Annotated in this window: 27 protein-coding genes and 1 pseudogene; 16 read left to right on the plus strand and 12 right to left on the minus strand. The window is 72.1% G+C overall.

Going from position 1 to position 21,951, the window contains the following annotated elements:
* Positions 1-79 precede the first annotated feature (79 nt).
* Positions 80-1,078, minus strand: a complete 999-nt coding sequence (locus ACRAWC_RS12975; RefSeq protein ID WP_431348087.1) for a Gfo/Idh/MocA family protein — start codon at positions 1,076-1,078, stop codon at positions 80-82.
* A gap of 205 nt (positions 1,079-1,283) precedes the next feature.
* On the opposite strand from ACRAWC_RS12975, the gene ACRAWC_RS12980 reads away from it, so the two are divergent.
* Positions 1,284-2,051 carry an alpha/beta fold hydrolase gene (locus ACRAWC_RS12980; protein ID WP_431348088.1) on the plus strand — a complete coding sequence of 256 codons (768 nt, stop codon included), beginning with the start codon at positions 1,284-1,286 and terminating at the stop codon, positions 2,049-2,051.
* A 138-nt stretch (positions 2,052-2,189) separates the two neighbouring features.
* Positions 2,190-2,507 carry a hypothetical protein gene (locus tag ACRAWC_RS12985; protein WP_431348089.1) on the plus strand — a complete coding sequence of 106 codons (318 nt, stop codon included), beginning with the start codon at positions 2,190-2,192 and terminating at the stop codon, positions 2,505-2,507.
* Positions 2,508-2,570: 63 nt separating this feature from the next.
* Here the strand turns inward: ACRAWC_RS12985 and ACRAWC_RS12990 are convergent, their stop codons facing one another.
* The 5 genes from ACRAWC_RS12990 to ACRAWC_RS13010 all read right to left on the minus strand — a co-directional run bounded on the left by ACRAWC_RS12990 (position 2,571) and on the right by ACRAWC_RS13010 (position 5,493).
* Positions 2,571-3,482, minus strand: a complete 912-nt coding sequence (locus ACRAWC_RS12990; protein WP_431348090.1) for a hypothetical protein — start codon at positions 3,480-3,482, stop codon at positions 2,571-2,573.
* Between the two features lie 27 nt (positions 3,483-3,509).
* Positions 3,510-3,773 (minus strand): DUF7218 family protein, encoded by a 264-nt coding sequence (locus tag ACRAWC_RS12995; protein WP_431348091.1) that lies wholly within the window; start codon positions 3,771-3,773, stop codon positions 3,510-3,512.
* A 120-nt stretch (positions 3,774-3,893) separates the two neighbouring features.
* Positions 3,894-4,667 carry a hypothetical protein gene (locus tag ACRAWC_RS13000; protein WP_431348092.1) on the minus strand — a complete coding sequence of 258 codons (774 nt, stop codon included), beginning with the start codon at positions 4,665-4,667 and terminating at the stop codon, positions 3,894-3,896.
* A gap of 99 nt (positions 4,668-4,766) precedes the next feature.
* Positions 4,767-5,039 (minus strand): hypothetical protein, encoded by a 273-nt coding sequence (locus ACRAWC_RS13005; protein ID WP_431348093.1) that lies wholly within the window; start codon positions 5,037-5,039, stop codon positions 4,767-4,769.
* Between the two features lie 115 nt (positions 5,040-5,154).
* Positions 5,155-5,493: a hypothetical protein gene (locus ACRAWC_RS13010; protein WP_431348094.1), complete on the minus strand. Its 339-nt coding sequence runs from the start codon at positions 5,491-5,493 to the stop codon at positions 5,155-5,157.
* Between the two features lie 97 nt (positions 5,494-5,590).
* Here ACRAWC_RS13010 and ACRAWC_RS13015 point away from each other — a divergent pair, with 97 nt between their 5' ends.
* Genes ACRAWC_RS13015 through ACRAWC_RS13030 form a run of 4 tightly spaced genes read left to right on the plus strand, consistent with a single transcriptional unit; the run spans position 5,591 to position 8,754 of the window.
* Positions 5,591-6,373, plus strand: a complete 783-nt coding sequence (locus ACRAWC_RS13015; protein ID WP_431348095.1) for a putative protein N(5)-glutamine methyltransferase — start codon at positions 5,591-5,593, stop codon at positions 6,371-6,373.
* Between the two features lie 57 nt (positions 6,374-6,430).
* A complete protein-coding gene (locus tag ACRAWC_RS13020) occupies positions 6,431-7,264 on the plus strand; it encodes a tryptophan-rich sensory protein (protein ID WP_431348096.1) in 834 nt (277 codons plus the stop codon).
* Positions 7,265-7,303: 39 nt separating this feature from the next.
* On the plus strand, positions 7,304-7,777 hold the full coding sequence (locus tag ACRAWC_RS13025; protein WP_431348097.1) for a VanZ family protein: 474 nt from the start codon (positions 7,304-7,306) through the stop codon (positions 7,775-7,777).
* Between the two features lie 56 nt (positions 7,778-7,833).
* On the plus strand, positions 7,834-8,754 hold the full coding sequence (locus ACRAWC_RS13030) for an AEC family transporter (RefSeq protein WP_431348098.1): 921 nt from the start codon (positions 7,834-7,836) through the stop codon (positions 8,752-8,754).
* Between the two features lie 80 nt (positions 8,755-8,834).
* Here ACRAWC_RS13030 and ACRAWC_RS13035 read toward each other — a convergent pair.
* Positions 8,835-9,149 (minus strand): annotated as a pseudogene (locus ACRAWC_RS13035) (tetratricopeptide repeat protein); the annotation flags it as partial.
* Between the two features lie 207 nt (positions 9,150-9,356).
* Positions 9,357-9,980: a TOPRIM nucleotidyl transferase/hydrolase domain-containing protein gene (locus ACRAWC_RS13040; RefSeq protein WP_431348099.1), complete on the minus strand. Its 624-nt coding sequence runs from the start codon at positions 9,978-9,980 to the stop codon at positions 9,357-9,359.
* A gap of 52 nt (positions 9,981-10,032) precedes the next feature.
* Between ACRAWC_RS13040 and ACRAWC_RS13045 the strand changes: the two genes are divergently transcribed.
* Positions 10,033-10,302 carry a hypothetical protein gene (locus tag ACRAWC_RS13045; RefSeq protein WP_431348100.1) on the plus strand — a complete coding sequence of 90 codons (270 nt, stop codon included), beginning with the start codon at positions 10,033-10,035 and terminating at the stop codon, positions 10,300-10,302.
* Positions 10,303-10,396: 94 nt separating this feature from the next.
* Here the strand turns inward: ACRAWC_RS13045 and ACRAWC_RS13050 are convergent, their stop codons facing one another.
* Both ACRAWC_RS13050 and ACRAWC_RS13055 read right to left on the minus strand, forming a co-directional pair.
* Positions 10,397-10,939 carry a hypothetical protein gene (locus tag ACRAWC_RS13050; RefSeq protein ID WP_431348101.1) on the minus strand — a complete coding sequence of 181 codons (543 nt, stop codon included), beginning with the start codon at positions 10,937-10,939 and terminating at the stop codon, positions 10,397-10,399.
* Positions 10,932-11,252: a TetR family transcriptional regulator gene (locus ACRAWC_RS13055; RefSeq protein ID WP_431348102.1), complete on the minus strand. Its 321-nt coding sequence runs from the start codon at positions 11,250-11,252 to the stop codon at positions 10,932-10,934. Before ACRAWC_RS13055 ends, ACRAWC_RS13050 begins: the two co-directional genes overlap by 8 nt.
* A 100-nt stretch (positions 11,253-11,352) precedes the next feature.
* On the opposite strand from ACRAWC_RS13055, the gene ACRAWC_RS13060 reads away from it, so the two are divergent.
* Positions 11,353-12,282: an aldo/keto reductase gene (locus tag ACRAWC_RS13060; RefSeq protein WP_431348103.1), complete on the plus strand. Its 930-nt coding sequence runs from the start codon at positions 11,353-11,355 to the stop codon at positions 12,280-12,282.
* A 102-nt stretch (positions 12,283-12,384) separates the two neighbouring features.
* The gene (locus tag ACRAWC_RS13065; RefSeq protein ID WP_431348104.1) at positions 12,385-13,590 is read left to right on the plus strand and encodes a hypothetical protein; all 1,206 of its coding nucleotides are present in this window, start codon (positions 12,385-12,387) and stop codon (positions 13,588-13,590) included.
* A gap of 79 nt (positions 13,591-13,669) precedes the next feature.
* Here ACRAWC_RS13065 and ACRAWC_RS13070 read toward each other — a convergent pair whose 3' ends face one another.
* Positions 13,670-14,590, minus strand: coding sequence for a 5'-3' exonuclease (locus tag ACRAWC_RS13070; protein ID WP_431349438.1), 921 nt, complete (start codon positions 14,588-14,590; stop codon positions 13,670-13,672).
* Between the two features lie 48 nt (positions 14,591-14,638).
* On the opposite strand from ACRAWC_RS13070, the gene ACRAWC_RS13075 reads away from it, so the two are divergent.
* Together ACRAWC_RS13075 and ACRAWC_RS13080 are read left to right on the plus strand one after the other, a co-directional pair.
* The gene (locus ACRAWC_RS13075; protein WP_431348105.1) at positions 14,639-15,085 is read left to right on the plus strand and encodes an SRPBCC family protein; all 447 of its coding nucleotides are present in this window, start codon (positions 14,639-14,641) and stop codon (positions 15,083-15,085) included.
* Complete coding sequence (locus ACRAWC_RS13080) at positions 15,082-15,486, plus strand: NUDIX hydrolase (protein WP_431348106.1); 405 nt, start codon at positions 15,082-15,084, stop codon at positions 15,484-15,486. The genes ACRAWC_RS13075 and ACRAWC_RS13080 overlap by 4 nt, the downstream gene beginning before the upstream one ends.
* Before the next feature lie 25 nt (positions 15,487-15,511).
* Here ACRAWC_RS13080 and ACRAWC_RS13085 read toward each other — a convergent pair whose 3' ends face one another.
* Positions 15,512-16,033, minus strand: a complete 522-nt coding sequence (locus tag ACRAWC_RS13085) for a MarR family winged helix-turn-helix transcriptional regulator (RefSeq protein WP_431348107.1) — start codon at positions 16,031-16,033, stop codon at positions 15,512-15,514.
* Positions 16,034-16,137: 104 nt separating this feature from the next.
* On the opposite strand from ACRAWC_RS13085, the gene ACRAWC_RS13090 reads away from it, so the two are divergent.
* The 5 genes from ACRAWC_RS13090 to araA all read left to right on the plus strand — a co-directional run bounded on the left by ACRAWC_RS13090 (position 16,138) and on the right by araA (position 21,943).
* Positions 16,138-16,707 carry an NADPH-dependent F420 reductase gene (locus ACRAWC_RS13090; RefSeq protein ID WP_431348108.1) on the plus strand — a complete coding sequence of 190 codons (570 nt, stop codon included), beginning with the start codon at positions 16,138-16,140 and terminating at the stop codon, positions 16,705-16,707.
* Positions 16,708-16,821: 114 nt separating this feature from the next.
* Positions 16,822-17,820, plus strand: coding sequence for a LacI family DNA-binding transcriptional regulator (locus ACRAWC_RS13095; RefSeq protein WP_431348109.1), 999 nt, complete (start codon positions 16,822-16,824; stop codon positions 17,818-17,820).
* Between the two features lie 240 nt (positions 17,821-18,060).
* Positions 18,061-19,677 (plus strand): xylulokinase, encoded by a 1,617-nt coding sequence (locus tag ACRAWC_RS13100; RefSeq protein WP_431348110.1) that lies wholly within the window; start codon positions 18,061-18,063, stop codon positions 19,675-19,677.
* Positions 19,674-20,426, plus strand: coding sequence for an L-ribulose-5-phosphate 4-epimerase (locus tag ACRAWC_RS13105; RefSeq protein ID WP_431348111.1), 753 nt, complete (start codon positions 19,674-19,676; stop codon positions 20,424-20,426). Before ACRAWC_RS13100 ends, ACRAWC_RS13105 begins: the two co-directional genes overlap by 4 nt.
* Positions 20,426-21,943, plus strand: a complete 1,518-nt coding sequence (gene araA / locus ACRAWC_RS13110) for an L-arabinose isomerase (RefSeq protein WP_431348112.1) — start codon at positions 20,426-20,428, stop codon at positions 21,941-21,943. The genes ACRAWC_RS13105 and araA overlap by 1 nt, the downstream gene beginning before the upstream one ends.
* Positions 21,944-21,951: the final 8 nt, after the last annotated feature.

Below are 21,951 nucleotides of genomic sequence, written 5' to 3' on the forward strand. Positions count from 1 at the left end.
CACGAAAGCGCCCCTGAAAGTGCCGGATAGAGGCGTTTACGTGCCCCTCGGCGGGAGGTGGGTGGTGAGAAGGCGCGGGTCAGCGCGCGACGGCGGGCACCGCGGGCGCGACGGGGCGGCCCTCGGCGGCGGAGGCGTTCGCGGCGACCACGACGCGGGTGAGCGCGAGCGCATGGTCGAGGTTCGCGTCGGCCCTGCTGCCGTCGCGGATGCGGCGCACCCACTCGTCGAACGCGCCCGGCCCGTTGTCGGGCACCGGCAGCTCCTGCCAGCCGTCGCCGGTGTTCAGGAAGAGGCCGCCTGCAGCGCCGCCGTAGGACAGCGCGCCCTGGGTGCCGCGCAGCTCGATCGTGAAGTCGCCCGGGGTCTGCACGAGGCTCGCCTCGACGACCCCGATGCGGCCGCCGTCGAACTCGGCCGTGACCACGGCGTTGTCGTCGACCTCCCGGCCGGTGAGGCTCGCGTACGTCGCCGTGATCCGCTGCGGCTCGCTCCGCTGGAAGAGGCGCGTGAGGTAGATCGGGTGGCAGCCGAGGTCGGTCAGGGCGCCGCCGTAGGCCTCCGCCGGGTTGCCGAACCGGTCGGGCAGCCAGCCGGCGATCCAGCCGTCGTGCGCGAGGCGCACGCGGCTGTAGGCCAGCTCGCCGAGCGTGCCCGCGTCGAGGACCTGCTCGATCGCCGCGGTGTAGCCGTGGTGGAGGCGCGGGAGCGAGACCACCAGCGCGACGCCTGCAGCGTCGGCGGCGGCGACCAGCGCGTCGGCGTCGGCGACGGTCGGGGCGAGCACCTTCTCGGTGAAGACGTGCTTGCCTGCGGCGATGGCGCGCGAGATCACGTCGACGTGCTGGTCCGTGGAGGTGGTGACCGTGACGCCGTCGAGGGTGTCACGGGCGAGCAGTTCGTCGAGGTCGGCGACGAACTCCACCCCGAATCTCTCGGCGGCCTCCCGGCCGCGTTCGGGGTCGTCGTCCCAGATGGCGACGAGCGTGGTGCCGGGATGCTCCTGGGCGTCGCGGGCGTAGTCGCCCCCGTGGACGTGCCAGAAGCCGAGCGCAGCGACAGTGAGTGGTTGGGACATGCCTGTGAAGGCCTCCTTGCCTGGTATTCGATGCGCGCGAACCCGACCAGCCTAACCACTTCTCCGCGTCCACCGCACGTCTTTTGCCGGATTGCCAGCAGAAGTAGTCAGGCGCCCCGCAGACATTCGTGACGAATCGCGGCTTTCGCCCGCGCAAAGGCGACATTCGTGCCGAATCGCGCGGGAGGAGGTAGCGTCGGGCACTGTGACGCACATCCCTCTGCATCGCGAATGGCACGGCGACGAGGACTCGCCGCACCCGCCGCTGCTGCTCCTCCACGGCGGCGGCTCCACGATCGAGTCGAACTGGGGGATGCTGCTCCCGCTGCTGGAGCGAAGCCGCTCGGTGCTCGCTGTGGAGCTGCAGGGTCACGGCCGCACGGCCTCCGGCGACCGCGTGCCCTCGTTCGAGGGCTCGGCGGACGATGTCGCGGCCGTGCTGGAGGAGCTGCGGCTCGGCCCGGTCGACGTGCTCGGGTTCAGCAACGGCGGCCAGGTGGCGTTCCAGCTCGCCGCGCGGCATCCCGCGCTGGTGCGCAAGCTGGTCCTGGCGTCGGCCCCGTTGCGGCGCGACGCGATGGCCGACGGCTTCTGGGCGGGACTGGAGGCGGCCCGGTTCGAGGACCTTCCCGCCGTGTACGCGGAGGCGGACCTGGCTGTCAGCCGCGACCCGGAGCACGCGAGGCGGATGTTCGAGCTCGACCGCGCCCTCATGCTCCGCTTCGAGGATTTCCCGGACGAGCTGGTGGCCTCGGTCACCGCGCCGACGCTGGTCGTGGGGGCCGACCGCGACGTGGTCCGCCCCGAGCACTTCGTGGAGGTCGCCGCACTGCTCCCGGACGCGCGCCTCCTGATCGTCCCGGGCCTGCACGGCGACTACCTCGGCGAGGTGCTGGCGGCCGGCGGCGACGATCGAGCGCTGCGCGCCTTCCTCCCGCACCTGCTGGCGTTCCTCGACGATCACCTGGCATAACGGGCGAGCACCCGTCCGGAGGACATTGACAGGGAGAGCGGTTTCCTCCGCTGGACCAGCCATATCGAGATATCGGGCACGTGTCAATCCCCTGGATTCGCCCAGCAGTTCTGCTCCGATCTAAGGCACTATTGCACCATGGGAAAACTCCTCTACGGCGCAGGTCAGGAATATGACCTCGACGACCGGGCGCTGAGCCACGTCAAGCTCGCGATCGTCGCCAAGCTCCGCCGCCACGAGAGCTTCCTCCTCAACTGGGACGTGCCCGTCGAGCAGGGTTCGGGGCGCGTGTCGCTCTGGATCAGCCGCGAGATCCCGCTCGCGTTCCAGTTCGCCGGGAGCCGGCCTCCCGCGATCAACCCGCAGTGGCTGGAGGCGCTCATGCACACCTCGCAGCGCACCGGCGGCATGGTCGTGATGGCGGAGGACGAGCTCGACCAGCACCTTCCCACCTGATCCGGCCGCTCGCCCGATACGACCGCTCATCCGATCCGACCTGCCTTCCGATCCGACCGGCCTTCAGTCGCCGCGGGCGTCGTCCAGCTCGCGTTCGGCATCCCGCACGGCCCGCTGCAGCTCCGGGATGCGCCTCCTGAGCGCGCGCTCGGCAGCCTTCGACTCGGCGAGTTCGGTTTCGGTGCGTTGCAGGCGTCGCTCCAGCGCGTCGCGTTCGGCCTCCAAGTCGGAACGGCGGTCGACCTCTGCGTCCAGTTCGTCGTCGAGGGACTCCGCGTCGGCTCGCGCGCGTTCGAGGGCGCGCTCGGCCGCGCGGATCGTGCGTTCCCGCTCCCGGCGCTCGCTGGCGGTCTCGGACCGCGCGTCCGCATGCCCGGCGGCGCCGTCCGCCTCCGGGGCGGCAGCGGTCGGGGTCTTCGCCGGCCGCGCCTCCTTCGTCTCTCGGGCCGGGGCGGCAGCCGCAGCGGCTGCGGGACTCCGCTCCGCCGCGGCGGCCAGGGCCTCCTCGTCCAACGGCAGCGCGACGGCGTCGGACACGTCCGTCGACTCCACCCCGGTCGACTCGAGCGCGCGCACCAGCATCCCGCTGCGCACCGCTGCGGCCGCGACCGGGTCCACGACGGCGGCCTGGAGGGTCTCCTCGACCTCGCGGCCGACCGCCGCGCTCGTCCCCAGGTCGCGCAGCGCGCGCTGCAGCAGTCGCTGACGCTCCCGGGTCAGGTCGCGGATCCCGTCCCGGTCGCGCGCGGCGAACGCGTCCCGCATCCGGTCGCCGAGCTGGAGGATGCGGTCGACCAGCTCGGAATCGCGGCGCGTCAGGGCGTTGACCGCGGCGGCGGAAGCCGTCGGCTTCCTCAGCGCCTTGATGCTCTTCGCGAGCTCACGGTCGGCGCCGGCTGCCGCAGCCGCCCGCGCGGCGACGAACTCCGCGGGCTCGACCCCGTACAGGTCCGCGGCCACGTCGCGCAGGTTCATGGCGCGAGTGTACGCGTGACGCGCCGGTCAGTGGTCGCGCAGCTCCTTCACGAGCTCGGACTTGGTCTTCTTCGAGTAACCGCTGAGGCCGAGTTCCCTGGCGCGCTTCTTCAACTCCGGCACCGTCCAATCGTCGTAGGAGCCGGACTCGCCGCCCTTGCGGCCGACGGACTTCCGGCCGCGAGCGGCGGCGGCGTTGGAGATGCGCGCGGACTTCTCCTTCGAGTTGCCCTCGTCGCGCAGCTTCTCGTAGAGCTCCTGGTCCTTCAGCGAGTTCTCTCGTCCCGGCATGGCGTGCTCCCTTCATCGTTCGGCGCGCACGGTACGCCCCGGGACGGCCCGCGCCAGGGGTTGAGAAAACGTCGAAGGGGTCCGCGACCGGACGGTCACGGACCCCTTCGACGATGGTGACTACGCGCGCGGGGCCTTCGACGCCTTGATCGCGGCGAACCACGCGGACGACGGCCGCAGCCAGATCAGGATCACTGCGACGATCGACGCGATCACCTGGATGAGGCCGAAGGGGAAGCCGGGCCGGAAGTTCAGCAGCGACACCGCGGTCAGCACCGTGAGCACGATTCGGGCCCAGTTGGCGCCGCGCCGCATGAAGAAGGCGAACAGCACGAACACGACGGCCCAGAAGATCAGTGTGACGATCGACAGGCCGATCGCGACCCCGATCGCTGCGGTGGCGAGGGTGTCGATGTTCTGTCCGTGCAGGTTCGTGCCCGAGCTCTGGAGCTGGCGGATGATCTCAGCCCGGCCGCTGCTGGCGGTCGCGATGGTGACGATGCCGCCGATCACGCTGAGCACCGCGCTGGCGATGTACAGCCAGAACGCCGTGTTGACGGTGGTCGGGATGCGGGTGGGCGCCGCGACGGGCTGCGGCGGAGCGGCCGCGTACGACGGGAAGGCGCCGGGAGGCGGCGGGACCGCGCCGGCCTGCGGTGCGGGCGGATATCCACCGGCGGGCGCGGCGGGCGGCGGCGCCACCGGCGGCACGGGAGGCAGATCGGAGGCCGGGGCTGCGGGCGCGGCGGACTCGGCCGGAGCGGCCGTCGGCTCGGACGGCGTCGGCTGGGGCCCGGCGGCGGGCTCGGTGGGCTCGGGGACCGGCGGGACGTCGCCGGCAGGGTTGCCGCCCTCGGGAGGCTGCGGCTTGTTCTCGTCCTCAGGATTGGTCATGTTCGCGACGATACTGGAATACCGGAATTCCGGCTACAGTGCGTGCGCGTGGCGCGCATCCGGCCCGCTCGAGGGCCCGTCATGCGTGGCCCAGCGGCCTCAGGTGAGCGAGTCGAAGTCGAACCAGAAGGAGTCGTCCTCCTCGTGGTCTCCGACAGCGGCCGGCTCGCGAGGGATGCTGGCCGTCTCGATGCGCACGCGTGTCTGGCTGGTCACGAAGATCTCGCTCGGCGGACGGCTCGACTGCGTGATGGCCACGAAGTCTCCGTCGCTGCGGCTCGCCTCGATCACCCGTCGCTTCAGTTCTTCGACAGGCTCGCGATCGACGAAGGTGAACCTCAGCTCATCGATGTAGACGTGGAACACCTGCATGTCCTACTCCCCGGAGTTGCTCTTCCCGCCAGATAGTACGCGTCCAGCGCCGTTCCGCCAGTGCACCACTGTATCGGGAGTGCCTCGCCCGGTCGTTTCCGTCGGATGGCGGCGCTCACAGCATGTCGACGTCGATGTCGTCCACGCCCTCCGTGCCGAGCCTGACGAAGGTGGCCCGGCGCGGGCCGAGCGCGCTGATCCGGCCGTCGAGTTCGCTGACGAAGTCGTCGTCGCGCAGCTCGGGCCCGCCGAAGTGCTCGGTCTCCGCCAGGATCTGACTGGCCGGCCCGAGCAGCATCATGATCTCGCCCACTTCCCCGGATTCGAGGATCGCGGGCGCGCGCACTTCGGCGGCGGCCGTGTTGATCGCCAGCGCCGCCGCGTACCTCACCAGGACGTCCGCGATCGCGTCGCCGGTGAGCAGGGAGCCGCTCGCGTAATGGATCCTCTTCATACCCCATCAATACGTGCCGAACCGCGAGCGGTCAAGGCTCAGGCAGGGGTTGCGCTCCGGCGCGAAGGAGGGTCGCGCTCCCGGCTAGCATGGCCCGGTGAGCGCGCGCGAAAGGGATGGCATCATCCGCCGGTTGCGCGCCGCGGGCTGCGTCTTCGCCGAGGAGGAGGCCGCGCTGCTGCTCGAGGCGGCCACGTCCCCGGGCGAATTGGAGGCCCTGGTCGGCCGTCGCGCGGCGGGCGAGCCGCTGGAGCCGCTGCTGGGCTTCGCCGAGTTCGGCGGGCTCCGCATCCACGTGGACGCGGGCGTCTTCGTCCCGCGCCGCCGCACCGAACTGCTCGCGCGCGAGGCGACGGCGCTGACCCGGCCGGGCGACGCGGTGCTCGACCTGTGCTGCGGGGCGGGCGCGATCGGCGCCGTCATCGCCGCGCGGGTCCCCGGGGCGGTTGTGTACGCGGCCGACGTCGAACCGGCCGCCGTGCGTGCGGCCCGGGCGAACCTCGACCCGGCCCGGGTGTTCGAGGGCGACCTGTTCGCCCCGCTGCCGCCCGAGCTGCACGGAGCGCTCGCCGTGATCGCGGTGAACGCGCCGTACGTCCCGACGGACGCCATCGGACTGATGCCGCCGGAGGCGCGGCTCTACGAGCCGGCGGTGGCGCTGGACGGTGGCGCGGACGGCCTGGACCTCCACCGCCGGATCGCCGTCGAGGGACCGGGCTGGCTGGCGCCGGGAGGCTCGATCGTCATCGAGACCAGTGACGAACAGGCGGAGCGCACCGCGTCGCTGTTCGAGGTCGCGGGGCTCGCGGCGCGCGTGGTGACGGACGACGACCTCGACGGGACGGTCGTGATCGCGTCCCCGCCGCCGCCTGCGCCCTAGAACCCGCGGCGACGCAAGGGATACCGTTTTTCCTGTTTCCGGTCTAGATTCCACCCCATGACCAGCCTGACCCGAAGGCTGCCGCTCGGTGTGACGCACCCGACCGCCTCCGACCGCATCCGGCAGAGCGGAATGATCGCCGCGACCGTCATCGCGCTGGGCGGCGCAGTCTACGGATCCGGACTCGCCGGAGGCCGCCCCATCCCACGCGTGGCCGGCGGCGCCCTCGGCCCCGACGCCACGCTCGTCGCACCGGCCGGCCCGGCTTTCGCCATCTGGTCGGTGGTCTACCTGGGACTGGCCGGCTACGCGATCTGGCAGGCGCTGCCCTCGCAGGCCGCCCGCCGCCGGCAGCGCGCCGTGGGCTACTGGATCATCGCCTCGCTCCTCCTCAATGCCGCCTGGATCGTCGCGGTGCAGGCGGGGCTGCTCGCGCTGAGCGTGCCGATCATCGGCCTCCTGCTCGTCGTGCTCGTGGTGGCGTTCGTTCGGCTGCGGCATGAGCCCGGCGATACGACCGCCGACGCGGTGCTCCTCGACGGGACCGTCGGCCTCTACCTCGGCTGGGCGATGGTCGCGACGGCCGCGGACGTCGCGGCCTGGCTGCAGACCGCGGGCTTCACCGGGTTCGGGATGCCGCCGGAGGTGTGGGCGATGGCGGTCCTCGCGGCGCTCGCCGTTGTCGCGTGCGCGCTGGCGGTCTGGGACCGTGGCCGCCTCGCGCCGGCGCTCGCGTCGGCCTGGGGCCTGGTGTGGATCGCGGTCTCCCGGTCCGCTGGAGGCCTCCCGAGCGCGGTGGTGGCGGTCACGGCGCTCGCCTCGGCGATCCTCGTGATCATGGTCGCGGTGGCGGTGCGGGTGGCGCGCGGCGGGCGGCCGCGGCGAAGCTGACCCCGGTGGAACCTGAGGTGTGACGCACAGCATTTCCCGATGGGCGGCGCCTACGCTGAGGGGATGCCCGTCGACCGCCGCACCCGCCGCCGCGCGACCATCGGACTGCTCGCGTACACGGCGTTCGTGGCTGCGGTCGGGCTCTGGCCGACGCCGGTCGACCGCCCGTTCGACCCGCTGCTGTTCCGCGTCCTCGGCGTCGCGGCGGTCGTCGGCATCCGGCCGGTCGACGCCTACGACGTGGTCGAGTTCACGGCCAACGTGGCGTTCTTCGTGCCGCCCGCTCTGCTCGTCGTGCTGATCGTCGGCCTCCGCCGCTGGTGGGTCGCCCTGCTCGCCGGCCTGCTCTGCAGCGTCGCGATCGAGTTCGCCCAGCACTTCCTCCTGCCGGCCCGGTTCGGCACCGTGAACGACGTGATCGCGAACACCCTCGGAGCGCTGCTCGGCACGGGGATCGGTGTACTCGTGATGGTGCGGCGGCGCGCGGATGCGCGCGAACCGTGGATTACTTGACAGGATCGTCTTCTTGACATGATCGTCCGGGGGAGACGAGAGGAGACACCGACGCGATGGCTGGAGTGCTGACCGGGTTCGGGATCATCGCGTTCGTCATCCTGGTCGGCTACCTCGCCGGACGGTTCCGGGTCGGCGGCCCCACCGCGCCGTACGTGCTCAACCGGATCGCGTTCTTCGTGACCAACCCGGCGCTGCTGTTCGTGACGCTCGCCCACGCCGACCTGAAGGTCGTGTTCTCGACCCAGCTCGTCGTCGCCGCCATCGCCGCGATCGCCGCCGCAGGCCTCTTCCTGCTGCTGTCGCGGCTGTTCTTCCGGCGGCCGGCGGCGGAGACGACGATCGGGACGCTGGGCGCCGGCTACGTCAACGCCAACAACATCGGCCTCCCGGTCGCGGTCTACGTGCTCGGCAGCGCGTCGTACGTGGCGCCGGTGCTGCTGCTCCAGCTCATCGTGTTCGCGCCGATCGCGCTGACGGTGCTCGACATCACCAGCCGCGGGACGGTGTCGCTGCGGTCGATCCTGACGCAGCCGGTGCGCAACCCGATGATCATCGCCTCCCTGCTCGGCATCCTCGTGGATGTGCTCCGCATCCCGATCCCCGCCGCGGTCTACCAGCCGTTCGAGCTGCTGGGCGGCGCCGCGGTCCCACTCGTGCTGATGGCGTTCGGGATGTCGTTGCACGGGTCGCGGCCGCTGCAGGCCGGCCATGGGCGGGCGGAGATCGCGACCGCCGTGGTCCTCAAATCGGTCGGCATGCCCCTGGTCGCGTTCGCCGTGGCTCGGTTCGCGTTCGGCCTCGAGGGTCACGCGCTGTTCGCGGCGGTGGCGCTCGCCGCCCTCCCGACCGCCCAGAATGTCTACAACTTCGCCGCCCGCTACGAACACGGAATGCCGGTCGCGCGCGACATCGTGCTGCTGACGACGCTCTTCGCCGTCCCCGTCCTCCTCGTCATCGCAGCCCTCCTGGCCTGAAACACGCGAGTACGCGGAAAATCAGTCGAAACGGCCGAGTACGCAGATTCTTCGCGTACTCGAGGGTGTGGCGCCGAAGCTCAGCGGGCGGCGTCGAGTTCGTGGAGGTACTCGGCGTTGCCGCGCAGGCCGGCTTCGTACCGCAGCAGGTCGGGGGTGCGGATGCAGTCGGCCGCGAGCTCCATCAGCTCCGCGACCGCGCCGTCGCTGCGTCCCGCCGCGTGCAGGGAGAGCGCGTGCCAGACGCGCACCGACTCGGACTCCGGGAACGTCTCCCTCGCCCGGTCGAGCACGGCCAGCGACTCGTCGAAGCGGCCGAGGTTGCGCAGCGTGCTGCCGTACTGGAGCAGGCACTTCCGGAGGGTATCGCCCTCCAGCCCCGCTTCGAGCGCGCGCTCGTAGTAGCCGGCGGCCGTCTCCTCCTCGCCCGCGGTGTCGTAGGAGCCCCCACCTCGTAGAGCACGTGCGGGTCGTCGGGGTGCTCGGCGAGCACGGCCAGGAACGCGTCGATGGTCGGCGCCATGTGGTCGCGGTCGCGCGCGGCGAACAGGCGCGCGAGGCGATCGAGAAGCGCGGGGGAGGTGGTGGGCATGCGCCCCAGCCTAGGGGCGGAGTGCGGTTTCGACGGCCTCCCGCAGCGGTCCGGGCAGCGCCGACGGCCCCAGTTCTTCGGTGAGGGCGCGCCCGTACTGCTCCTTGCGGCCCGAGGTCGTGCCCAGGAACCGGTGCAGCTGGGCGAGCACCGGCCGCTCTCTCTGCGCCGGCTGCCGCTGGAACGTGCGGAACAGGCCCAGGTCGCCCTCTCGCGCGAGCACGGCCTCCGCCCGCTCGGCGCCGAGCGCCCGCAGCAGCTCGCCCTCCAGGTCAGGCCGGCACACCGACACGGACGCCTCGTCCAGGCCGGCCCGCTCGAAGAAGGCCGCCTCGCCGGCGTCGCACAGCCCGTGAAGCCGGAGGTGTGCCGGACGCAGCATCCCGACGAAGCGGCGCACACTCATCGCGCCGCCCATCGGGAGGATCGCCACGCCCGCGGCGGCCGGGTCGACTCCGAGCAGCCGGGAGGCCTCCCGACACGCCGCGCGGTCGCTCGCGCCCTCCACGAGGAGCGCTGCCGCGACCTCCGGCGGCACGGGGACGGGCACGGCGCCGGCCCGCTCGGACCACACGGCCGCCGCGCGCTCGAAGCGCGCCACCGCCCCGTCGCCGTCGAGCATCGGTTGCGTCACCTCGCCATTCTGCTCCTGGCGCGGTCGCCGTCGCGCGCGTACGGTGCAGCCCATGAAGGTCATCATCTTTCTGGCAGGCGTCGCCGTCGGGTTCGTCATCGGCACCCGCGCGGGTCGTGGCGCGTACGAGAACATGCGGAACAAGTGGCAGGGCTTCTCCGGCTCCGAGCCGGTGCAGCAGGTGAAGGACGGCGTCCGCGATTTCGCCGGCCACGCCGCCTCCGACCTCAGCGACAAAGTGTCGGAGGCTGTGGGCAAGGCGTCGGACAAGCTGGACGAGGTCACCGGCAAGAAGTCGGACAGCACCCCGACCGAGGCGTGAAGGCGGTCCCGGCGCGAATCGGGCTCCCGCACGCTGATCAGGCTCCCTGAGGCGGATCAGGCTCCTTGGGGCGGATCAGGCTCCCTGAGGCGGATCAGGCTCCTTGGGGCGGGTGTGCCAGCAACTCGACGCGCTCCGCCAGGTAGCTGTGGAAGCCGACGGTCTGCTCCGACGATGCGCTCCATCGCACGAGAGCTTTGCCGTCCCGCAGCAGCAACGGGCCCCTGGAGGTCCGCAGCGAGTCAGCGGTCACTTCGATCTCCGGCGCGTCGAAGTCCACCGTCTCGCCGTCGCGGAAGTGGCCGCGCTCGGCCGCCGCGCGGTACGCGCGCCGGGTCTCAGCCGAGACCGACACGTACTGGGTCCGCCCGGGCGGCGTCGCCCGCACGAGCTGACCGGTGGCGTAGAGGGCGCCGTCCCGGCCGAGCAGGAGCACGCCGAGCCGCCAGACCCGCCCCGCCGGACGCAGCACCGGCTCGCGCGGGATCCCGAACGTGCGGCGCCGCGGCACCAGGACCGCCAGCGCCTCGTCCCGGGCGCCCGCCTCGGTCAGCAGCCGTGCGGCCTCCGTGAGCGCGTCGCGAATGCGGGCGACGGCCTCCCGGTCGCGGGAGTCCGCGTCGCTCAGCTCATCCACGCATCCGAGGATAGGCCGCCTGGGTCGCGCCCCGGTCGGCGGCTGTCCGCGGGCGGATCGAGAAGGACGTCGCGTCCGTGATCATCAGCAGTTCGACACCGTGCGCGTGGCGCAGGATCACGAGGGCCGACGCGTCGGACTCCGCCACACGCTCCACCTGGTTGAGGAAGATGCGCGCCATCTCGTCGCTGACGTGGAAGTCGCGCCCCAGCGCGTGCACGATGTATCCGGGACCGTGCGAGTGAGCGGACGCGAGCCGCGTCTCCTGCCGGAACCCCTCGACCGCCGTCCTCGCCGCTGGCGTCATCGTCATCGGTCCCCCTCCGCTCAGCGGAGCCCCGAATCCCCGCACTATAGACGGTAAGTCTGCCGAGCGGATCTGGCCAGGGGTTGACGAGGAGTTGAATGGACTTATGAAAACCCTGAAGCTGCCGAACATCTCCGTTCCCGCGTCCAACATCGTCCTCGGCCTCATGCGGATCAGCCCGCTGTCGGACGAGGAGATCCGCACGCTGGTCGGCACCGCCCGGGACGCGGGCGTCACCGTCTTCGACCACGCCGACATCTACGGCGAGGAGCGCCACGGCTGCGAGACGCGGTTCGGCGAGGCCGGCGCCGTCCCCGCCGCGCAGCGCGACCAGGTCGTCATCCAGTCGAAGGTCGGCATCCGGAAGGGCTACTTCGATTTCTCGCGCGAACACATCCTCACCACCGTGGACGAGTCGCTCGCCGCGCTGCGCACCGACTACCTCGACCTGCTGCTCCTGCACCGCCCCGACACCCTGGTCGAGCCGGAGGAGGTCGCGGCGGCGTTCGACGAGCTGGAGGCCTCCGGCAAGGTGCGCGCGTTCGGCGTCTCCAACCACACGCCGGGCCAGATCGAGTTGCTGCGCCGCTGGGTGAAGCAGCCGCTGAAGGTGAACCAGCTCCAGCTCAGCATCACGCACTCGCCGATCATCGCGCAGGGCGTCGCCGCCAACATGGCCGGACTGGACCAGTCGATCGTCCGCGACCTCGGCATCCTCGACTACGCCCGGCTGAACGACATCACCCTGCAGGCGTGGTCGCCGTTCCAGAAGGGCTTCTTCGACGGCGTCTTCCTCGGCGACCGCGCCGAGTACGCGGAGCTGAACGACGCGCTCGACGAACTGGCCGCGACGTACGGCGTCACGCCGACCGGCATCGCCACCGCCTGGATCACCCGGCACCCCGCGAACATGCAGGTCGTCCTCGGCACCACCAACCCGTGCCGGGTGCAGGAGGCTGCCGCCGGCTCCGACCTGCCGTTGACCCGCGAGGAGTGGTACCGCCTCTTCCGCCTGGCCGGGCACACCCTCCCGTAGCCCGGCAGCCGCCCGGCCGACTATTCGCGTACTCGTCCGCGCGATCCGCGTCCGGCGAGCCGCGGGTGCCACAGGGTGCGGAAGCGGGATACCGTCATTCGAGTGGAAGATGTCCGGCTCGGCGCCCCGCAGCGACTCGCCGCAAGGCTGAGGCTGCTGGGCGTCGCCGGGGTCCGGCAGACGCTGGTGCGCCCGGCGGACTCCCCGCAGGCCTTCGTGGCGGGCCGGCAGAGCCTCCGCGTGCTGCTGGCGGGCTCCGGGCCGGTGATCGGCTGGGGTGTCGGCAGCCACGACCTCGCACTGCCGGGCGCGCTCGCCCGGGCGATCGCAGCGACCACCGGCCGTGGTGTCGTGGTGGATGTCGTCCCGCACCCGTCCGCGGGTGTGCGCAGGCTGGCCGGGATGGTGCACCACGCCGGGGCCGGCCGCTACGACGTCGTCATCCTCAGCGCGACGGTCGCGGACACGGTCCGCATGGTCGAGCCGCGGCGGTGGGGAGCCCACGTCGCCGCACTGCTACGGGAGGTGCGCGGCAGCGGCGTGGGAGTCGTCGCCTGGCTCGGCGCGCAGCCGATCCGGTCGCTGCCGCCGTTCGACGACGCGTTCCGAGACGTCGTACAGGAACACGCCGAGCGGCTGAACCGGGCGGGGGCGCAGGCCTGCTCCGCCACCGGCGCGACCTTCCTCGCGCTGCCCGCGTCGCCGAAGCCCGAGGGCGGACGGCACCGCAGCCCGGCCGACTACCTGTTCTGGGCGCGCTGGATCACCGACGCTCTCGCCCCGGCACTGATCGGCCATCCGGTCGAGGCCGAGCACCACACCTCCACCGCCGAGGACCGGGTCGCGGCGATCGCGCGCCTCCGGCTCGGCGAGCACAAGCGCGACGGGCGGCTGGAGGGCCTGGTCGGCACCGCGCGCCGCACGCTCGGCGCCGAGATCGCGATGTTCACCGTGCTCGACGACCGCATGGAGTGGCCCATCGCCTCGGTCGGGGCGTCGCTCACCGAGATCCCGATCCAGCACTCCACCTGTCTGCACACGCTCCAGGCGCCCGACGGGATGGTGGTGCCCGACGCGGAGCAGGACGAGCGGTTCGCGTCGAGTGAGCTCGTCACCGGGCCCGCGCACCTCCGCTTCTACGCGGGGTACCCCGTGGAGGCGCCGGACGGCACCCGGATCGGCGCGATGTGCGTCTTCGGCCGCTCGGCGCGCCAACCCGCCGAGTCGGAGAGCGACCTCGATGTGCTCCGCGAGCTGGCCCTCCTCGCCCAACGCGAACTCTGGCGCTTCGAGCCCACCACCCCCTGACCGTCGAGTACGCGCAGAATCAGGCAAAACGGTCGAGTGCGCAGATGATCTGCGTACACGGCGGTTTCCTGCGGCTGGTTCAGTGGTCGACGGCGGTCGTCAGCGCGGCGAGGCAGCGGTCGAGGGAGCCGCCGAGTGCCCAGCGTTCGGCGAGGGCCGCGAGGGTCGCGCGCTGCTCGTCGCCGGGTGCGCGCAGGAGGGCGTCGAGGTCGCCGACCGGGAGGTCGCGGACGACCTCCACAACGGTCGGCGCGACGGCGAGGTAGTCGACGGCCGCGGCGAACCTGCTCCGGAGAGCGGGCTTCATCGCGCTCGCCGGATCGGCGGCGGCCGCCTCGATCCCGGGCAGGTCGCCGTACTCGGCGAGCAGCGCGCTCGCCGTCTTCTCGCCCACGCCGGCGACGCCGGGCAGGCCGTCCGAGGAGTCGCCGCGCATGACCGCGAAATCCGCGTACTGGTGCCCGTGGATGCCGTACTTCGCCACGACCGTCGCGTCCGTCAGCACCTCGAGGTTGCTCATCCCGCGTGCCGTGTAGATCACGCGGACGTCGCGGTCGTCGTCGACGAGCTGGAACAGGTCGCGGTCGCCGGTCACGACATCCACCGGCCCCCGGGTGACGGTCGCGAGCGTGCCGATCACGTCGTCCGCCTCGTGCTCCGCCGCGCCGACGATCGCGATGCCGAGCGCCTCCAGCACCTCCCGAATCACCGGCACCTGAGCCACGAGCTCGGGCGGCACCTCCTCCACGTCGACCCCGCCCGGGACCTCCTGTGCGACGCGGTGCGCCTTATAACTCGGGATGAGGTCGACCCGCCAGCGCGGCCGCCAGTCGTCGTCCCAGCACGCCACCAGCGACTCGGGGTCGTAGTCCGTGACGAGCTTCGCGATGATGTCGAGGAAGCCGCGGATCGCGTTCACCGGGGTGCCGTCCGGCGCACGCACCGTGTCGGGGACTCCGTAGAACCCGCGGAAGTAGAGGGAAGCGCTGTCGAGGAGCATCGTTCGCCCGGTCACAGCCCGATCATGCCATGCCGCTAAGGTGTGCGCATGGCCGGAACCATCGTCGTGGAACGCACTGACACCATCCTGACCACGCCGGAGGCGCTGCTGCCCTACCTTGCGGAGCTGCCCCGCTGGGTGGACTGGTCGCCGTGGGAGGGCATGGACCCCGCGCTGAAGCGCGAGTACACCGGCGAGCCGGGAGCGGTCGGCTCCACCTACGCGTGGAGCGGCAACCGCAAGGCGGGCGCCGGGACGATGCGGTTGGAGTCCGTCGAGCCGGACGGCGTCGGCGTCGCCCTCCACTTCACGCGGCCGTTCCGGTCGAGCAGCCAAGTGCGCTTCCTCCTGACACCGGAGGGCGACCGCACGCGTGTCATCTGGCGGATGGAGAGCGCGAGGACGTTCTTCAGCCGCTTCTTCAATCTGGACAAGCTGATCGGCCCGGACTTCGAGAAGGGACTCCGGCAGCTCAAGCAGCTGGTCGAGTCATGACCCTGGCCCCGTTGCTGGTGTCGGCGGTCGCGGTGGTGCGCCACCGGCGCGTGCTCATGGTGACCTCGCGTGGGCGGGACGTGTACTACATGCCCGGCGGCAAGATCGATCCGGGCGAGACCGCGGCCGAGGCAGCGGCACGGGAGGCCGAGGAGGAGGTCGCGCTCGTGCTGGACGCGGACGGGCTGACCGAGCTGTTCGAGGTGCGCACGCAGGCCCACGGCGAGCCGGACGGGCGGCAGGTGCACATGACGGTGTTCGGCGCGGAGACGGCCGCCGAGCCGGTGGCGTCGGGCGAGGTGGACGCGGTGCACTGGGTGACGACGGCCGATGCCGGGCGATGCCCGCCCGCCGGCCACGCCGTCCTCGACCGCCTCGCCGCCCTGGGCCTCATCGACTGACGCCCTCGACAACCCTTCGGGGCTGCTATGCGCTCGCGCGTACGCCTTCGGCGGCGTCGACGATGGCTGCGCACGCGTCGGACGGCCGCCGCGCGGGGTCGATCGCGCCGACCAGTGCTGCGGAGATGTCCGCGAGCTGCTCGACCTGCTCCGGTCGCAGCGCTCCGAGGATGCGGTCCCGCACCGTCTCCAGGTGTCCCGGCGCGGCGTCCGCCACCATCGCGGCGCCCGCCTCGGTGAGGACCGCGTTCGTCGCGCGGCCGTCCTCCTCGCACGGCATCCGCTTGACCAGGTCGCGGGCCTCCAGCCGGGTGACGACGTGGCTGAGGCGCGAGACCGACGCGTTCGTCGCCGTCGCGAGCGCGCTGAGGCGCATCCGGTGGTTCGGCTCCTCGGCGAGCCGGGAGAGGACGAAGTACTCGTAGTGCGTCGATGCGGCGTCGCGGGCGAGCTGGCCGTCGAGCACGGGAGGCAGGAGTTGCGTGAGCGCGACGAGCCCCAGCCAGGCGTCGCGTTCGCGACCGGCGAGCTCGTCGTCCGTACTCATGGACATCATTCTACCGGATAACTTGACGCTTCAACTAAAGTGGGTTTACTATTTAGTTGAAGCGTCAACCAAACGACGCGAATTCGAGAAGGAGAGACAGACTCATGACCACGGTCAGCATCATCGGGAACGGCAACATGGCGAAGGCGATCGGCGGCGTCCTGGCCGCGGGCGGCAGCACGGTGGAGTACCTGGGCCGCGCAGGCGGGGCGGTCGACGGCTCGATCGTCGTGCTGGCGGTCCCGTATCCGGAGGTCGACGCGGTGCTCGCCACTTACGGCGCCCAGCTCGCAGGCAAGACCGTGGTCGACATCACCAACCCGGTCGACTTCGCGACCTTCGACGGCCTCACTGTCCCGGCCGACTCGTCCGCCGCCGCGACGATCGCCGCCGCGCTCCCCGAGTCGCGCGTGCTCAAGGCCTTCAACACGACCTTCGCCGCCACGCTCGCCAGCGGCACCAACGGATCGCACCCGACCACCGTGCTCATCGCCGGCGATGACGACGAGGCCAAGGCGGAGCTCGCCGCGCTGATCCGCGCAGGCGGCCTGAACACGGTCGACGCCGGAGCTCTCAGCCGCGCCCGCGAACTCGAGGCGCTCGGCTTCCTGCAGATCGCGCTGGCCGCGGCCGAGCGGGTCTCCTGGACCGGAGGCTTCGCGGTCGTCGCCTGACCCGTCGGCCGGGTTCGGCCTCCTGAGGGGCGCGCCACCCGCTTCACGCAGAGGAAGCGAGGGGTGCGCCCTTCTCCGCGCCGAGCGGGCACGCGCCGCCAGTAGGGTGTGGATGTGAGTGAGAGCGGGCGTGCGCCGGGCGTGCGGGAGGTCGCGGCTGCCGCGGGGGTCTCGCGGCAGACGGTGTCGCGAGTGCTCAATGACCACCCGAGCATCCGGCCGGCGACGCGCGAGCGGGTGCTGGCGGCGATGGCCGACCTCAACTTCCGGCCGAATCGCGCGGCGCGCATGCTCACCACCGCGCGCTCCCGCACCATCGGCGTGCTGGCGTCGTCGGCGTCCTCGCTGTTCGGCCCGGCCTCCAGCATCGACGCCGTCGAGCAGGCGGCGCGCGAAGCGGGCTATTTCGTGACCGTCGCGCACGCAGCCTCCCTCGACCCGGGGGACCTCGGCGCCGCCGTCGACCATCTCGGCGCGCAGTCGGTCGAGGGCGTCATCGTCATCGCCCCGCAACGGGCCGCGCAGGAGGCCATGACCGCGCTCTCGCTGGCGGTCCCGTCGGTCACCCTGCACGGGGCCGGGATCGCAGGCGACGACGGCGTCTTCGTGGACCAGGTGGAGGGCGCCCGACTGGCCACCCGCCACCTGCTCGCGCGCGGTCACACCCGGATCGCGCACCTCAGCGGGCCCGGCGACTGGTCGGAGGCGCGGGCGCGCCGCGACGGCTTCGTGGCCGAACTCGCCGCGGCCGGGCTGGACCCGGTGGTCTCGCGGGAGGGCGACTGGACCGCCGCGTCGGGAGCCGCCATCGGCGCGGAGCTCCTCGACGACCCGGACCTGACGGCGGTGTTCTCGTCGAACGACCAGATGGCGCTCGGGCTGCTGCACGCGGCGCGGGAGCGGGGACGCCGGGTGCCGGAGGATCTCGCGGTCGTAGGCTTCGACGACATCCCGGAGGCCGCCTACTTCGCGCCGCCGCTGACCACCGTGCGGCAGGATTTCGCCGAACTCGGCCGCCGCGGCGTCGCGCGCCTGGTGGCGCTCATCGAGGGCCGCGAGCTCGCGTTCGACGCCCCGGTGGCGCCCGTGCTGGTGGTGCGCGCCTCCGCGTGACGGCCGCGCCGCACAGCGCGCGATTCGTCCCGAATGTCGCGTATGCGCGGCCGAGAGACGCGATTCGTCACGAATGTGCGCGACGCGATTCGTCACGAATGTGGCGTCTGCGCGGACCAGAGCCGCGATTCGTCCCGAATGTCGCGGCGGGCGCGGCGGGCGTCGGCTTGACAGGGGAGGGACGGAGGGGACACACTTTTACCAACGCCATGTGACCGGTCACAACGGAGTGAGAGACCCATGAACACCCATCGCGACGCCCTCGTCGCCGGACGCACCGCCCTCGGCATCGAGCTCGGTTCCACCCGGATCAAGGCCTGCCTGGTCGACGCCGACGATCCCGCGACCGTCCTGGCCGTCGGCTCGCACGACTGGGAGAACGAGTTCGCCGACCGCGTCTGGACCTACTCCCTCGACGCCGTCTGGTCCGGCCTCCAGGCCGCGTATGCCGCGCTCGTCGCCGACGCGGAGGAGCGCCACGGCGTCCGGCCGCGGACCTTCGGCGCCATCGGCGTCTCAGCCATGATGCACGGCTACCTCGCCTTCGACGCCGCGGGGGAGCTGCTGGTCCCGTTCCGCACCTGGCGCAACACGACGACCGGCCCGGCCAGCGCCGAACTGAGCGCGCTGTTCGGCGTCAACATCCCGCTGCGCTGGTCGATCGCGCACCTGCACCAGGCCGTCCTCGACGCAGAGCCGCACCTGGAGCGCCTGCACTCGATCACCACGCTCGCCGGTCACGTGCACGAACGCCTGACCGGTCGCCGCGTGCTCGGGGTCGGCGACGCGTCCGGGATGTTCCCGATCGACGCCGCCACGAAGACCTACGACGCCGAGCTGGTGGCCCGCTACGACGCGCTCGTGCGGGACAGAGCGACGCTGCCGCCCCTTCTCGACCTCCTGCCCGAGGTCCGTGTCGCCGGTGAGGCCGCCGGCGACCTCACGCCCGAGGGCGCCCGCCTCCTCGACCCCTCGGGTGGCCTGCAGCCCGGTGTCCCGCTCTGCCCGCCTGAGGGCGACGCCGGCACCGGGATGGTCGCCACCGCCTCCGTCGCCCCGCGCACCGGCAATGTCAGCGCCGGGACGAGCATCTTCGCGATGGTCGTCCTGGAGCGGCCGCTCGCCGAGGCGCACCACGAGCTCGACCTGGTCACGACGCCCGCCGGCGACGCCGTCGCGATGGTGCACTGCAACAACGGCGCGAGCGAGCTGTCCGCGTGGGCCGGGCTGTTCGGGAGGTTCGCGGAGGCCGCCGGCGCGCCGGTAGCGGCCGACGCGGTCTTCGAGACGCTGTTCCGCGAGGCGCTGGACGGCGAGCCCGACGCGGGAGGCCTCCTCGCCTACAACTACCTGGCCGGCGAGCCGATCACCGGTTTGGACGAGGGCCGCCCGCTGGTCGTCCGCACTCCCGACAGCCGTTTGACGCTCGCCAACTTCGCCCGTGCCCAGCTCTACGGCGTCTTCGGCACGCTCGCGCTCGGGATGCGTGTGCTGCACGCGGAGGGCGCCGCCCTCGACCGCATGTTCGCGCACGGCGGGATGTTCCGCACGGCCGGCGTCGCGCAGCGCTTCCTGGCCGGCGCACTGGACGCGCCGGTGTCCGTCGCCGAGACAGCGTCGGAGGGCGGGGCGTGGGGGATCGCCGTGCTGGCCGCGTACCTCCGGGCCGCCCGCGAGGGAACGCCGCTCGACGTCTACCTCGACCGCGACGTGTTCGGAGGCTTCGCCTTCGAGACGGTGAACCCCCACTCGGACGACGTTGCCGGTTTCGCGGCGTACCTCGCCCGCTACCACGACGGCCTGGCGGCCGAGCGCGCCGCCGTCGCCTCCATCGCCCTGAAGGGAGCCGTCCGATGACCGCCGAGCAACCCGAGGCCGGATCGCCCGCCACGCCGCCTGCCGACGCTCCCACCGCCGAGTCCCCCGCCATCCGCCGCACCCGCGAGCAGGTCGCCGCCCTCCACGCCGAGCTGGTCCGCTACGGCCTGGTCATCTGGACCGGCGGCAACATCTCCGGCCGCGTCCCCGGGGAGGACCTCTTCGTCATCAAGCCCAGCGGCGTCGACTACGACGACCTCGCACCGGACAACATGATCCTCTGCACCCTCGACGGGGAGGTCGTGCCCGGTTCCCCCGGATCCGACCGCTCCCCGTCCTCCGACACCGCCGCGCACGCCTACGTCTACCGCAACCTGCCCGAGGTCGGCGGCGTCGTCCATACCCACTCCACCTACGCCACCGCGTGGGCCGCGCGCGCCGAGCCCATCCCGTGCGTCATCACGGCGATGGCGGATGAGTTCGGCGGCGAGATCCCGGTCGGGCCGTTCGCGATCATCGGCGACGACTCCATCGGGCGCGGCATCGTCGCCACCCTCGACGGGCACCGCAGCCGCGCGGTCCTCATGCAGAACCACGGCGTCTTCACCATCGGACGCGACGCGCGCGACGCCGTGAAGGCCGCGGTCATGGCGGAGGACGTCGCCCGCACCGTGCACATCGCTCGGCAGGGCGGCCCGCTCGTCCCCATCCCGCAGGAGGCCATCGACAGCCTCTTCGACCGCTACCAGAACGTCTACGGACAGAACCCGGAAGGATCCCTCGCCTGATGCCGAAGCTCACGACCTCCCTCGACCACTACGAGGTCTGGTTCCTCACCGGCAGCCAGCACCTGTACGGGCCGGAGACGCTCGCTCAGGTCGCCGCGCAGTCCCGCGCGATCGCCGACCAGCTCGGCGCGTCCGCCGACGTGCCGGTGCGCGTGGTCTGGAAGCCGGTGCTCACCGACTCCGACGCCATCCGCCGCATCGCGCTGGAGGCCAACGCCGACGACGCCGTGATCGGCCTGGTCGCGTGGATGCACACCTTCAGCCCCGCGAAGATGTGGATCGCAGGCCTGGACGCCCTGCAGAAGCCGCTGCTGCACTTCCATACCCAGGCGAACGTCGAGCTGCCGTGGGGCGAGATCGACTTCGACTTCATGAACCTCAACCAGGCCGCGCACGGCGACCGCGAGTTCGGGTACATCCAGACCCGGCTCGGCGTGCCGCGCACCACGGTCGTCGGCCACGTCAGCGACCCGGCCGTGACACAGCGCATCGGCACCTGGACGCGCGCGGCCGCCGGCCACGCCGCCACCCGCTCCCTCAAGCTCGCGCGCTTCGGCGACAACATGCGCTTCGTCGCTGTGACGGAGGGCGACAAGACCGAGGCCGAGCTGCGGTTCGGCGTGCAGGTCAACACCTGGGGCGTCAACGAGCTGGCCGACGCGGTCGCCGCGGCCTCCGACGCCGCCGTGGACGCGCTGGTCGCCGAGTACGAGGACCTGTACGAGGTCGTCCCCGAGCTCCGTCGCGGGGGCGAGCGGCACCAGTCGCTGCGCGACGGCGCGGCGATCGAAGTCGGGCTGCGGTCGTTCCTGGAGGAGGGCGGCTTCGGCGCCTTCACGACCAGCTTCGAGGACCTCGGCGCGCTCAAGCAGCTCCCCGGTCTGGCCGTTCAGCGCCTGATGGCGGAGGGCTACGGCTTCGGCGCCGAGGGCGACTGGAAGACGGCCATCCTGGTGCGCGCCGCGAACGTCATGGGGGCCGGCCTCCCGGGCGGCGCGTCGCTCATGGAGGACTACACCTACGACCTCACGCCCGGCGACGAGCGCATCCTCGGCGCGCACATGCTGGAGGTCTCGCCGTCGCTCAGCAGCGCGAAGCCGACCCTGGAGGTCCACCCGCTCGGCATCGGCGGCAAGGACGACCCGGTGCGCCTGGTCTTCACGGCCGACCCCGGCCCTGCCGTCGTCGTGGCGCTGTCGGACATGCGCGACCGGTTCCGGCTCGTCGCGAACGTCGTGGAGGTCGTGGAGCCGACCGCCCCGCTGCCGAAGCTCCCGGTCGGCCGTGCGGTGTGGAAGCCGGCTCCCGACTTCACCACGTCGGCGACCGCGTGGCTGGAGGCCGGCGCCGCTCACCACACCGTGATGAGCACCGCCGTCGGCATCCAGGCGTTCGAGGACTTCGCACGTATGGCCCGCACCGAACTGCTGATCATCGACGAGGACACCACGCTCCGCGCCTTCTCCCGCGAGCTCGACTGGAACGCCGCCTACTACCGCCTCGCCCGCGGCCTCTAGCCGCGGCA

This window comes from Leifsonia sp. L25, from assembly GCF_050632895.1.